This window comes from Lentzea sp. NPDC055074, assembly GCF_053608005.1.
On sequence record NZ_JBSGUQ010000003.1, the window covers coordinates 435,457 to 448,635 of the forward strand.

11 protein-coding genes are annotated in these 13,179 nt (G+C 71.3%); all 11 read right to left on the reverse strand.

Features of this window, described 5'->3' with window-relative positions:
- Position 1: 1 nt before the first annotated feature.
- On the reverse strand, positions 2–832 hold the full coding sequence (locus ACWF7A_RS09235) for an ABC transporter permease (protein ID WP_452249930.1): 831 nt from the start codon (positions 830–832) through the stop codon (positions 2–4).
- 33 nt (positions 833–865) lie between these two features.
- A complete protein-coding gene (locus tag ACWF7A_RS09240) occupies positions 866–2,413 on the reverse strand; it encodes an ABC transporter substrate-binding protein (RefSeq protein WP_452249931.1) in 1,548 nt (515 codons plus the stop codon).
- 93 nt (positions 2,414–2,506) lie between these two features.
- Complete coding sequence (locus tag ACWF7A_RS09245) at positions 2,507–3,613, reverse strand: DUF5937 family protein (protein ID WP_452249932.1); 1,107 nt, start codon at positions 3,611–3,613, stop codon at positions 2,507–2,509.
- Between the two features lie 126 nt (positions 3,614–3,739).
- Positions 3,740–3,862: a hypothetical protein gene (locus ACWF7A_RS09250; RefSeq protein WP_452249933.1), complete on the reverse strand. Its 123-nt coding sequence runs from the start codon at positions 3,860–3,862 to the stop codon at positions 3,740–3,742.
- Between the two features lie 177 nt (positions 3,863–4,039).
- The gene (mycP, locus tag ACWF7A_RS09255; RefSeq protein ID WP_452249934.1) at positions 4,040–5,521 is read right to left on the reverse strand and encodes a type VII secretion-associated serine protease mycosin; all 1,482 of its coding nucleotides are present in this window, start codon (positions 5,519–5,521) and stop codon (positions 4,040–4,042) included.
- A 109-nt stretch (positions 5,522–5,630) separates the two neighbouring features.
- A complete protein-coding gene (locus ACWF7A_RS09260) occupies positions 5,631–5,915 on the reverse strand; it encodes a hypothetical protein (protein ID WP_452249935.1) in 285 nt (94 codons plus the stop codon).
- A 60-nt stretch (positions 5,916–5,975) separates the two neighbouring features.
- A complete protein-coding gene (gene menC, locus ACWF7A_RS09265) occupies positions 5,976–7,076 on the reverse strand; it encodes an o-succinylbenzoate synthase (RefSeq protein WP_452249936.1) in 1,101 nt (366 codons plus the stop codon).
- Complete coding sequence (locus ACWF7A_RS09270; RefSeq protein WP_452249937.1) at positions 7,073–7,870, reverse strand: GNAT family N-acetyltransferase; 798 nt, start codon at positions 7,868–7,870, stop codon at positions 7,073–7,075. The genes menC and ACWF7A_RS09270 overlap by 4 nt, the downstream gene beginning before the upstream one ends.
- Positions 7,867–8,931 carry a M20 family metallopeptidase gene (locus tag ACWF7A_RS09275; protein ID WP_452249938.1) on the reverse strand — a complete coding sequence of 355 codons (1,065 nt, stop codon included), beginning with the start codon at positions 8,929–8,931 and terminating at the stop codon, positions 7,867–7,869. Before ACWF7A_RS09275 ends, ACWF7A_RS09270 begins: the two co-directional genes overlap by 4 nt.
- A complete protein-coding gene (locus ACWF7A_RS09280; RefSeq protein ID WP_452249939.1) occupies positions 8,931–12,146 on the reverse strand; it encodes a serine hydrolase in 3,216 nt (1,071 codons plus the stop codon). The genes ACWF7A_RS09275 and ACWF7A_RS09280 overlap by 1 nt, the downstream gene beginning before the upstream one ends.
- Positions 12,143–13,174, reverse strand: a complete 1,032-nt coding sequence (locus ACWF7A_RS09285; RefSeq protein WP_452249940.1) for a dipeptidase — start codon at positions 13,172–13,174, stop codon at positions 12,143–12,145. Before ACWF7A_RS09285 ends, ACWF7A_RS09280 begins: the two co-directional genes overlap by 4 nt.
- Positions 13,175–13,179 lie beyond the last annotated feature (5 nt).

The window sequence follows — 13,179 nt, forward strand, 5'->3', positions numbered from 1 at the left end:
CTCACTTCCTCGCCGACCGGGGGTCGAACACGTCGCGGAGGCCGTCGCCGAGCAGCACGAGCCCGAGCACGGTGGCCACGATGGCGAGCCCCGGGAACACCCCGATCCACCAGGCCGAGTAGAAGTACTGCTGGGCAGCGGACAGGCTGGTGCCCCAGCTCGGCACGTCCGGCGGCAGCCCGATGCCGAGGAAGCTCAGCGCCGCCACCGACAGCACCGTCACCGAGAACGCCAGCGCGGCCTGCACGATCGCCACCGACAGCGCCTCCGGTGCCACGTACCGCAGCAGCACCCAGCTCGTCCGGGAGCCCAGCGAGGTAGTGGACTCCACCATCGGCATCGCCTTCACCGCGAGCGCCGCACCGCGCACCACGCGGGTGACCACGGGGATCAGCACGACGGTCAGGCCGACGACCATCGTGGCGACGCCGTCACCGAGGACGCCGACCAGACTGATCACCAGCACGATCGAGGGGAACGACATCAGGCCGTCCACCACCCTCATCACCAGGGCGTCGACCCAGCGGAAGTAGCCGCACAGCACCCCGAGCAGGTAGCCGGTCAGCACGGCGATCGCGGTCGTGACGGCGCCGATGCCCAGCGAGGTGCGGGCGCCGTGGACCACCATCGTCCACAGGTCGCGGCCCTTCTCGTCGGTGCCGAACCAGTGGCTCGCGCTGGGCGGTCGCAACGTGCTGGTGGGGTCGACCCGGTAGGGGTCGCCGCCGAGCAGCGGGGCGAGCACGGCCAGGGCGATCATCAGGCCGAGCAGCGCGGCGCCCGCCATCGCGGTCCGGTCGCGCACCAGGTCCTGGAAACGTTGTCGCAGCATGGGATTCCTTCGTGCGAGAGGGCGGGACACGCCCTAGCGACCGAGCCAGACGTTGTAGAAGCCGCGGACCGTACCGAGCGCCGGCGCGAACCCGCCGATGCGCGTGCTGGTGACGGCGAGATTTCCCTCGAAGCCGAGCTTGACGAACGGGAGATCGGTCCAGACGAGCTCCTGCAGCTCGGTCCAGGCGCTCTGCCGGGCGGCGTCGTCGGCGCCGGAGAGGATGCGGTTCATCAGCGCGTTCTTCGCCGGGGTGTTCCACCAGCCGGGGAAGCCGGAGCTGAAGAACACCACCGTCAACGGGTCCGAGTAGCTGGTGCCGGTGGCGAGGAACAGGTCCCACTGCGCCGGGTCCGCGCGTCGTGAGGTGAAGCTGGTCTCGTCGGTGGCCTGCAGGGCGACGGTGATGCCGGCGGCGGCGAGCTGCTGGCGGACCAGTTCGGCGTGCGGGTCGCGGCTCGGCCGGTACAGCACCCGCAACGGCGTGCCGTCGTAGCCCGCCTCGGCCAGGGCCTTCTTCGCGCCCTCGACGTCCGGGGCGGCCTCGTAGACCTGGCTGCCCGCGGCCGAGTGCCACGGCGAGGTCTTCAGGAACATGCTGGAGTCGTCGAGGAAGTTCTCGGCCGACCCCAGGCTCTGCAGGGCGATCTGACCGGGGTCGAGTGCCCGTTGGACGGCCTGCCGGAGCTTGATGTTCGTCGCGAGGCCCTGCTTGAGGTTGAACTGCACCAGGCGGAACTGGCCACCCGGCACGACGACGGGGTTCAGCTTGTCATCACGCCGGTAGCTCGGCAGCTGGTCCATCAGCGGACCGGACGGCGCGATGTCGACGGCGTCGGTCCGCAGCTGGTTGAGGACGTTGGAGTCGTTGTAGGGCACGAACCTCACGCGGTCCGCGTACGCGGACTTCGTCCCGCTGGCCCCGTCCGACGGCTCGGTCCGCGCGGTGTAGCCGTCGAAGCGGTCGAGGACGACCTGCCGGTCCGGGACGAACTCGCGCAACTTGTACGGCCCGGTGCAGACGATGCGCGGCAGCGGCTTGTTCGACGGCACCCCGGCCACGAGGGACGCCGGCATCACGTAGGCGGCGGTGTCCGGAGTGGACAGCAGGGCGGGCACCGCCGAGCTGGGCTGCTTGAGCTTGATGACCGCGGTCAGGTCGTCGGCGGCGGAGACACCGTCGAGGATCTTGCCGAAGGTGGCGCCGGGACTGCTCCCCGCGTACCGCTTCAGCGACGCGGCCACGTCCTCGGCGCGGAGCGGCTGGCCGTCGTGGAAGGTGACCCCGGAACGCAGGCGGACGGTGTAGGTGGTGGCGCCGTCGTACCGGTAGCTCTCCGCGAGACCGTTGTGCACGCCCATCCGGGCGTCGTTCTCCCACAGGCCCTCGCACATCGTCGCGGCGGCCAGCCAGTTGCTGCGCAGCGTCGAGTACACCGGGTCCAGCGCGGTGGGCATGCTCGCGACCACCAGCTCGCCACCGCGGCGAGGGGCGGAGACGTCCACCGCGGACCTTCCGGCACAACCGGCCACTGTGGACACCAAGAGCGCTGCGGCGAGCACGTGGCGAAGCCTCTTCATCGGCACTCCTGGGAACGTCGGGCGGCGAGTGGCGCCCAGTATGCGTCCGCTCCGGCGGGGGAGAGCCGTGAGTTACCGCGGGTGCGGTAAGGGTCAGCCGACGATGCCCGCGACCAGGTCGTAGCCGATCCCGTAGAGCCTGCTGGTCTGCAGGCGGTGCTGGACGGTGCGCCCGTGCCGTGCGGACACGACCAGTCCCGCCTCGCGCAGGCGCCGCAGGTGCCGCGACACCTGCGGCTGCGTCATCCCGGTCCGCCAGGCGAGCTCGGTGGTGGTGCACTGCTCGTTGATCAGGTGCCGGCAGATCTCGAGCCGTCCGGCGTCGGTGAGCACGAGCATGCGCTCGCGGATCCTGTCGAGGGTGTCGGCTCCGCGCGGCCCGTGCTGCTCGGCCGGGTACTGGACGACGACCGGTGGCTGCCGCTGCGCCGGCCTTCCCTTCACCTTGTCGTCCTTGACCAGCAGGTGCGGGTGCGCGAGGTGGGACGGCACGAGCACCAGCCCGCGTCCGCGCACCGTCACCGCCGACTGCTGCAGCTTGCTGAACTCCACGGTGTGCTCGGCCACGTCGATGACCGAGTTCGCCGCCAGCGACCCGACCACCAGGGGCAACGGCTCCGTGCGCAGCGACGTCCCGACCCGCTCCGCCGAGCGTTCGAGGGCAGGCCGGATCCGGCGCCACAGCACGCCGAAGAACGTCTCGGAGGCGACCCGCAGCAGCCCGAGCAGCCGGCCCCGCAGCTTCTCCGGGTCCGCCACCAGTTCGGCGGCCAGCACACCGCGGCGCGTGGACCGCTCCGCGCACGCCCGGACGAAGGCCTGGGCGGAGCCGGCGTCGTCGAGCGGCCACCCGAAGTTCTGCCGCAGGCCGAAGACCGCCATCCCGGCCATCTGGACGAACTCGCCGAGGTCGAGGCCCGCGATCCCGTCGAGCTCGGCATCGAGGTCACCAGAGCCCTCCGGCTCCAGCGGGAGCAACAACCGGGTGCGGAACCGCGCCCACAACGGTGCCAGCGCCACGCAGTCCGCCGCCGCGGTTCCCGGCAGGTCGGCGAGGACCCGCCGCACCCACGCCGCCCGGTCCGGGTGGTGCTCCGGTTCCGCGAGCACGTGCAGGCACGCCATGAGCTCGGCCGCCGCCGAGCACCGGGCCGTCACCTCCGCCGGGCGCACGCCGTGCAGTCGCAACAGGACGGACATGACCGGCGAGTCTAGGCCTGACCCGGCGGCGCCGTCCGGCGAAACCCGCGAAGGGTTCGGAGGACGAGTGCCGCGTCCTGTGTGGACGAGGTCGTTCAGCGGGCTGGACGGGTCTGATCTCGGACTTCAGGCGACGGGTGGAGCCGAGGCGCACTCCTCGTCGGTGACGGGGGTCAGCCAGCGGTCGGCGTCGCGCTCGTTGAGGTCACCAGGCCGGATGACCTCGACGGGCCGCCGCGGCGCTGGCACAGGCCGACGCCCTCGGTGACGAAGACGGTCTGGCCCAACGGGTGGCGATCCCGGCGGACGCGCTGGTGCCGGTCATGCGCCGGGTCCGTCCCGGCACGGAGACCGCGTTGACGCCGCGCTGAGTCCGTCTCGCCCGTAGCGCCGACCGGACGCCGCCGACCTCGACCCCGCGCAGGTTCACCTCGGGGAAGGTGGCACCCCGCGGGTCGCCGGGGTGGCGGAGGTCCGGCGTGGGCCGGCCTGTCCTCCGAGTGCGGCACGACGCCTGCGGTTGATCGAGTTGAGGACGAGCAGCGTCAGCATCAGCAGCCCGAAACCGACGCTGATGCCGCTCAGGGCCACGATGATCGGTGGCCAGTCGCGTGCCGGTAGTGCGGTGACGGTCGTGACCAGGTCCCTGGGCGGCGGACTGGAGAAACCCGTGGACTCGGCGGGCAGCACCGCGGTCAGGGCGGCCACCGGGTTCACCATGCCGAAGCCGATCCGGTGGTCCCTGCCGGACGTGTTGCCGGGGTGCAGCGCGGTGGCCTTGAGCCGGTCCATCACCTGGCGCGCCTTGAGGTCGGGGAACCGCTCGCGCACCAGCGCGGTGATGCCCGCGACGTACGGGGCGGCGAAACTCGTCCCCTGGATCTTGCCCACGCCGTCGGCCTTCACGTTCGCGTTGGTCAGGCCGGTGCCCTTGGGGTCGACGGAGATGATCTCCTCACCGGGTGCGGCGATGCTGACCCACGGGCCCCAGACGCTGAAGCCCGACACCTCACCGGTGCGTGCCATCGACGCCACCGACAGCACGTCGTCGGCGAACCACGCGGGCGACGAGACCGAGTTGACGATCGCCGGGTCGAGGTTGTTGTTCTGCAGCGGACAGCCGGCCTTGTCGTCGAGGTTGCCGGCCGCAGTCACGATCACGGTGTTCCTGACGTCGACCGCGTACCGGATCGCGGCCTGCAGCGCTCGGTCGTCCGCGCTGAAGTCCTTGGGGGCGCCGCAGTTCGTCAGGGAGATGTTGACGACCCCGGCGCCCTGGTCCGCGGCGCGTACGACGGCCTGCGCCAGCGTCGAGACCTTGCCGGCGGACGTCCGCTTGTCCCTGGTGGCGTCACCCTTGAACTCGAAGCGGTCGCTGGTCTGGCGGATCGCGAGGATCGTCGCCCCTGGTGCGGCGCCGACGAAGTCGCCCTCGGTCCTGGCCGCCGCGGCGACGCCGGCCACCTCGGTGCCGTGGCCGTCGCAGTCGTCCGCGCCGTTGCTGTTCCCGCTGACGTACTCACCGCTGGGCACGACCCGGTCGCCGAAGCGGGGGTTGCGGGGGTCGACACCCGTGTCGATGATCGCGATCTTGACGCCCTTGCCGGTCGCGAACCGGTGTGCCTGCTGGAGGTTCAGGTGGACCTGGCCCCACGGCATGTACTCGATCAGCTCGTTCTTGGTGTCGGACTCGACGCAGCCCTTGCCGGTGGGCGTGTACGGCACGTCCGGCCCGCCCGTGTCCCGCGGCGGCGGGGTGCCGGGCGGTAGCGCCGGCGGCACCGAGTCCGGCCGGACCGCGGACGACGGCGGTGGTGCCGAAGCCGCTGGGACCGCTCCCGTCAGCAGCACCAACGCGGTGATCGCCGTCGTCGTGGCATGGCGGAACCCCGTGGTAACGATCTTCACCTGTGACCCCCCGGTCATCACCCACCGACCCCCCGATCGGTGATGAACGAAGTCCACCACGGAAAGCCCGGAGCCGCAAAAATCGAGGCGCCCCAACCTGAAACCGGCTTCAGGTAGGCGGTTTCGCGGACTCCGAGAGTGCCGGTCCGGGTTCCGGTTCCGACGCCACGGTGTCGACGTGGCAGAAGTCCGGAAGTGACTGGACGCAGGTGTTGGGTGGTGTGGCGGCGAAGGTCGGCCCGCCCGGTATCTCGAGTTCGCACGGGGAGTCGTCGTCGGCGACGCCGGCCGGGGTCTTCGGGATCACGGGTGCGTTCGGCAGGCAGGCCGATCCTGGTGCGGGGGTGTCGTACTTCCGGGCCGACGGTGCGGACTGGTGGGTCAGCGATGTCAACAGTCCGCTTGACGCCGCGCTGACCTGCGGAATCCACATTTCCGCAGGTCAGCGCGGTGTCTACGTCATAGGGATCCACTCCGTCTTCACCGTCACCGCGTCCAGCGCGTCCGGCAACGGCGTCACCCCGAGCCCCGGCCCCGTCGGCACGGTGAGGTGCCCGTCCTCCAGCACGAACGGCTCGGTGACGTCCATCTGGTAGTAGCGGTCGGACGCTGAGGTGTCGCCGGGCAGTGTGCAGCCGGGCAACGCGGCCAGGGCCACGTTCGCTGCCCGTCCGATTCCGGTCTCGAGCATGCCGCCGCACCACACCGCGATCCCGTGCGCCGCGCAGACGTCGTGGATGCGCCGGGCCTCCAGGTAACCGCCGACGCGGCCGGGTTTGATGTTGACGATCTGGCAGGCGCCCAGCTTGATCGCGTCGGCGGCCGAGGACGCCGAGGTGATCGACTCGTCGAGGCAGATCGGCGTCTGCACGACCTTCGCCAGTTCGGCGTGGGCGAGCAGTTCCTCCTCGTCCAGGGGTTGTTCGATCAGGAGCAGGTCGAACGGGTCGAGCTTGGCCAGGTGCCGGGCGTCGCCGAGGGTGTAGGCGGTGTTCGCGTCGACCTGCAGCAGGACGTCCGTGAACCGTTCGCGCACCGCCCGCACCGGTTCGAGGTCCCAGCCGGGCTCGATCTTCAGCTTGATCCGCTGGTAGCCCTCGTCGACGTAGCCGGTGACCGCGTCGAGCAGCTCCGGGATCGAGTTCATGATCCCTACCGACACCCCGCACGGCACTCGGTCGCGGACAGCGCCCAGCTCACGGCCGAACGACACCCCACGCGCGCGCAGCTCGGCGTCCAGCACGGCCATCTCCAGTGCCGCCTTGGCCATCCGGTGCCCGCGGAACCTCGCCGTCCGGTGCGCCACCGAGGTGCCGTCGATCGGTCCGGTGAGCGAGGGGACCAGGAACCGCCGCAGCACGTCCGCGCAGCCCTCCAGGTGCTCGGAGGAGTACACGGGGTCGGCCATCGCGACGCACTCGCCCCAGCCCTCGCCCTCGTCCGTGACGGCGCGCAGCAGCAGCAACTGCCGCACGGTCTGCGTGCCGAACGAGGTGCGGAACGGCGACTTCAGCGGCATCTCGACCCAGCGGAGCTCCACCCCGTCCAGCTTCACGAACTGCTCCTCTCCACGACGTACCAGCCCGACCTGTCGAACCCGGTGATGCGGGCGCCGTCGGCGAGCAGCCCGCCGAGCACCTCCCGCACGGCGTAGCGCCATTCCTGCGCGGCGGCCGGGTTCGTGGCCCGCAGCGTCTCGATGTCGGCGGGCACGGCCACGAGGACCGTGCTGCCCGAACAGACTCCGGGCACCGGCAGGCCGTCCTCGGAGATGCCGAGCCCGACCACGCCCGTCGCGCTGACGGTCCGCGGCTGCCCGGCGCACGCCGACTCGACCTCGGGTGAGGCGATCCGCCAGCGGATCAGCAGCCGGTCGGTCTCGCCGCCTCCGTTGATGTCGTCGTCCATGTGCCCGTAGAAGTCCGGCAGGTACTCGGTCGCGTCGGCTCCGAGCTTGCCCAGGTTGAAGTAGGCGTTGCGGCGCACCAGCGGGTCGAACGTCCAGGAGACCTCGCTCAGCCCGCGTTCGAGCGCCCACGTCCGCTGGTCGAGCTTGAGCGCGTAGCCGACGTTGCGGCCGCGCATGCCCGCCGCCACCCCGGCGATGTGGCTGTGCAACGCGCCGGCGGCCGGCGGCGAGCAGAACCCGATGCAGGCGCCCACCAGGGCGTCGCCGTCGAACGCGCCCGCGACGTAGCTGCCCGCCTTGGTCATCGCCCGCAGCAGCTCGGCGGTGACCGGGGGAGTGCTGTCCGAACGCCAGATCGACTCGTACAGTCGTTGCGTGGCAAGGAGTTCCGCGTAGTCCGTCAGCTGGCGGACCACCACGTCGTGTTTGACCAACGTCATGTCAGCTCCCTCACCAGCGCCGCGAGCAGCTCGGTGCGCGGGACGAGCTCCGACACCAGCACGTGCTCGTGCTCAGCATGCGCCCCGCCCCCGACGGCACCAAGCCCGTCGAGCGTCGGTACGCCTGCGCCGGCGGTGAAGTTGCCGTCGGACGCACCCCCGACCGCGGCCTGCGTGATGCCCGGCAGGAGCCTGGAGGCCAGGTCGAACAACGCCCCGGACGCCGAGAGTTCCATGGGCGGGCGGTTCGGGCCGCCGTCGACCTCGACCTTGGCGTCGTCGAGCACGGGCAGGAGCGCCTTCATGTCCTCGTCGACCCGTGACTGCTCTTCGAGGGTCCGCACGCGCACGTCCACCATGAACTTCCCTTGCGCGGGAACGGTGTTCGTGGTCGTGCCGGAGGACAGCACCGTCGGCACCACCGTGGTGCCGAGCTCCGCGTCGCCCAGCCGCGAGACCGCCAGGATCTGGTGCGCGGCCTCGATCGTGGCGTTCACCCCGCGTTCGGGCTCCAGTCCGGCGTGGGAGGCACGGCCGTGCAGCGTCACCTCGTACATCGACGTGCCCTTGCGTTCGGTCTTCAGCGCGCCACCGTCCGCAGAGCCCTCGCAGACGAGGACGGCCGCGTGCTCCACCGCCTCGGCCTCGATCAGCCCGCGCGACGACGGCGAGCCGATCTCCTCGTCGCCGGTGATGAGAACCGTGACCCCGTCGGGAGAACCGAGCGCCGCGACGGCGTGGAAGATCATCACGACACCGGTCTTCATGTCGAAGCAGCCGGGCCCGCGCAGCACCCCGTCCTCGACGCCGAACGGGATCCGCGCCAGCGTGCCGATCGGCCACACCGTGTCGTGGTGGCCGAGCAGCAACACCTTGCGCGGCCCCGAGCCCAGCCGCCAGCGCAGGTGCGTGCTGCCGTCGACCACGACCCGTTCCGGCTCGGCGCCGAGCAGCGCGGCCCCCACCTCGGCGGTGACCTCCGCGCTGCGGGCGACCGCGGCCAGGTCGGTCGAGGGCGACTCGCAGGACACGAGCCGCTCGATGTCGTTCACCAGGTTCATCAGGACACCTTCGGAGTGGCGCGGACGCCCATGTGCACGTACTGCTCCCCGGTGGGCAGCGTGTAGAACACGAGGGACGACCAGGACTTGTCGTCGGTCTCCCGGAACAGGAACGTCGAGTCGTCGACCGGCACGAGGTCGACCTGCGGCGGCTTGGGGAAGAGGCCTGCCAGCGGACCCGTGGGCGTCACGTCGAGCACCAGCCCGTTCTCGCCCTCGAGGACGTCGAGGGTGATGGAGGCCCGCTCGTACCTGCCGACGTACGGCGCGTGGTCCACGACCGGTGGCTCGGCGGCCGGCTCCGGCGGGCGCGGCATGGTGACGTCCGCCAGGTCGGCGAAGATCTCCCGGTACAGGTCGAGGTACAGCTCGCGGGCGCCGTCGCCGTTGGTCAGCAACGTGACCGCGAGGTCGTGGCCCGGCAGCAGCCGCAGGAACGCGGACTGGCCGATCGTGTTGCCGTCGTGGCCGATGAGCCGCTGCCCGTCCCAGCCGAACCGGATCCAGCCGACGCCCCACGAGTCGCCCAGCACGTTCTTGTCGGGCACGTCGGTCTGCTTCTCGGTCATGGCGGCCGCGGACTTCTCGGACAGCACGCGCGTGCCGTCCTGCGCGAGGCCTCCCGCGAGGTGCATCCGCGCGAACGCGAGCACGTCCTCGGTGGTGGAGAAGATCGTCCCGGCGGGGCCGACCGAGCGCGGGAGTGCCCACACGGGAGCGACCTCGAGCTTGCCGTCCTGCTTGACGTGACCGACGGCGGCGCGGTGCAGCAGCGCCTCCTCGGGCAACGTGCCGGTGCGGGTGAGGCCGAGCGGGGCGAAGAGCTTCTCCCGCATCGCGACGTCCCAGGTCTTGCCGGTGAGCTTCTCGATCACCCGGCCCGCGAGCACGAAACCCGCGTTGCTGTAGGAGAAGGTCGCGCCGAGCGGGTGGTTCTGGGCGGCGTCGGCGAGCAGTTCGGTGTAGCGCTCCAGGCAGTCGTCACCGCGGCCGGTGTCGGTGAAGTTGTCGCCGTCGATGCCGCTGGTGTGCGTGAGGAGGTGCCGCATGGTCACCTTCTGGCCGACCACCGGGTCGGAGAGCTTCAGTTCGGGCAGCACGTCGGTGATCGGCGCGTCGAGGTCGAGCAGTCCCTCGTCGACGAGCGTCATCACGACCGTCGTCGTCCACACCTTGCCGATCGAGCCGATCTGGAAGATCGTGTCGTCGGTGACCTCGACCCCGGTGGCCGTGTTCAGCACGCCGTAGTGCGCCTGTACCGTCTCGCCCTTGTAGAGGATGCCGAGCGCCGCGCCGGGCACGCCGTGCTTCTTCGCGAGTGCGGAAAGCCTGCGCTGCCAGTGCTTCTGGTCGAGCGGCTTGCGGTTCTCCGCGTGCTCGCGCACCCAGTCGACGACGCGGCGGTTGAAGTCCTCGCGGTGCGAGGGCTTGCCGTTGAGGATGAACAGGTGCGACTCGTCCGGGTAGAGCACGAGCTTGGCCGGCACGTCGTTCTGGCGCAGCGCGGTGAACCACTGCTCGGCCTGGCCCACGGGGCACCGGTCGTCGGACGCGCCCTGGTAGACCAGGGTCGGCGTGCGGACGTCACCGACGCGCGTCAGCGGGGACAGCTCCGCGAGGTGGTCGCCGGCGCCGCCCAGCTCCAGCGCGGTCAGGTAGTGCCCGCCGTCGGACGTGCCGGCCATGCTCGTCAGGTCGCTGACCACGCCACCGGCGACGGCGGCGGCGAACCTGGGGTCGCGGCTCGTCAGGTAGCAGGTCATGTAACCGCCGTAGCTGTAGCCGGTGACGGCGAGCTTGTCCGCGTCGGCGAGATCTTCCGCGACCAGCTGGTCGATCGGCTCGAGGAAGTCCTTCGCGTCGGCCTTGCCCCACGCGCCGAGCGCGGCCCGGTAGAAGTCCTGGCCGTAGCCGTCGCTGCCGCGCGGGTTGAGCAGCAGCACCGCCCAGCCCTGCTCTGCCAGCACCTGGTGGTAGAGGTGGACCGGGTCGGCCGTGCCGTTCCACGCGTTGTGCGGGCCGCCGTGGATGTCGAGCAGCAACGGCAACGGGCCGGTGCGCTCGGGGTCGCGGACCAGCCAGCCGTGCACGACGGTGCCGTCCGAGATCGTGAACTCGCGCTCCTCGCGGACGAACGGCTCGATCTCGGTGTGTCCGGTGTGGACGGTCGTCTCCCCGGTGTTCAGGTCGACGGTGGCGACCTCGCCGTACGAGGTGGGGCCGCCCAGGACGACGGCCGCGGTGTCGCCGGCGACCGACAGCCCTGCCACCAGACGGGAGTCTCCGCCCAGGACCAGGCGGGGAGCGCCGCCTTCGACGTCGACGGAGTAGAGCTGGGTGCAGCCTCGGTCGCGGGCGCAGAACAGCACCTCGCCACCGCGCTGGACCGGCAGGCCGCCGGGGTAGCCCGCCATGCCGGGCATGACGTTGCGATCGAGCGGCGCGGACAGGCTGCGCACCTCGCCGTCGAGCGTCAGGAGCAGAAGGTCGAGGTGCCCGGCGTCGGCGGAGGTGCGTCCGATCACGAGCAGACCGGCCTCGGTCCACGTGACCGTCGCGGCCTGCCCCTCGGCGAGGCCGACGACCCGCGGTTCCCCGCCGTCCGCGTCGACGACGTGCACCGGCGCGCGGAACGTCAGGTCGGCGTCCGCGTCCCGTGCCGCGGTGAACGCGAGCTTCGCGCCGTCCGGTGACCACGACGGGCTGTTCGCGTGCCAGTCACCGCTGGTCAGCTGCCGCACCTCGCGGGTCCCGAGGTCGAGGACGTGCACGTGGGCGCGGACGCTGCGCAGGTAGCCCGCGCCGTCGGCCTTGTGGTCGAGGCGGCTCGTGACGATCGGCGCGGAGGCGTCGGCGATGTCGACGGGTGCCGTGAACGCGAGCTTCGTGCCGTCCGCGCTCCAGACCGGCGCCCCCGCGCCGAGCGGGAGGTCGGTGAGCTTCTCCGGTTCGCCGTCGAGCAGCCAGAGCTGGGCCGGGCCGTCCTGGGCGCGCAGGAACGCGAGCCTGCCGTCCGGGGAGAAGGCCGGTGAGGTGTCGGACTTCCCCCTGGTGAGCTGCTTCGTCTTGCCGTCCACGACCTGCCAGAGCGCACGTTCGTCGCGGTCGTTCTCGCGGTCGGTGGTGCGCAGGACGTAGACGACCCTGGATCCGTCGGGCGAGATGGCGGGCTGTTCCGGCAGCGCGTGGCCGTACAGGTCCTCGATGGTGGTCACGTTGCGGATCCCCTCAGCTCGGTTCGGAACAGGTCCAGCACGTTCTGGCCCAGGACGCGGACGATGTCGTCCTCGGGCCATCCCCTCTTCTGCAGCGCCTCGGTCACCAGCGGCAGTCCCGCCGGGCCTTCCAGTCCCGGCAGGAACCGGTCGATCGGGACGCCCTCGATCTCGCCGACCTCGCAGCACGGCGGCGTGACGTCCTCCAGGACCTCCTTGACGAAGTCCGGGCCGAGGCCGACGTGCCGCACGCCCATGACGCCGGCGATGTGCTCGATGTGGTCGACCAGGCGGTCGATCGTGAAGTCGGACTCGTGCAGGAAGGGCGCGAAGAAGTTCACGCACACCACCCCGCCGGTGTCCGCGATGCCCTTCAGCTGGGCGTCGGTCAGGTTGCGGTGGTGGTCGCGCAAGGCCCGTGCCGACGAGTGGGTCGCCATCACCGGACGGGTCGAGAGCTCCAGCACGTGCTCGACGCCCGCCGCGCCCAGGTGGCTGACGTCGAAGATCATGCCGAGACGTTCCATCTCGGCGTGCGCGGCGACGCCGGCCCTGGTCAGCCTGCTGCCGGTGCCGTCCTCGCCGCTGCCGTCGGCCAGCGCGGTGCGGCCGAAGTGGGCCAGCGACGCGATCCGGACGCCCAGCCGGTACAGGGTCTCCAGCAGCTCGACGTCCTCGCCGACGCCCGGCGCGCTCTCCAGCGCGAGCACGAACGCGATCTGGCCGGCGGCCAGGGCCTCGTCGATGTCGGCGGCGTCGTGGCAGAGCCGGGTCTCGGGGCTCGCCGCGGCGACGCGGTGGGCGGCCTCGATCATCCGCAGGGTCTGCCGGAGCGCGCCTTCCGGCCGGAACACGTCGTCGACGAACACCGGCAGCACCTGCAGGTTCACCCCACCGGCGTGCAGCTGCGGCAGCCACCGCTCGCGGAAGTGCGGCACCCACCGCTCGACCGGGCGGTGCGCGATCGCGTCCAGCAGGTCGTTGTGGGTGTCCGCGACGACGCTGCGCCCGTGCAGATCGTCGATCATGAAGC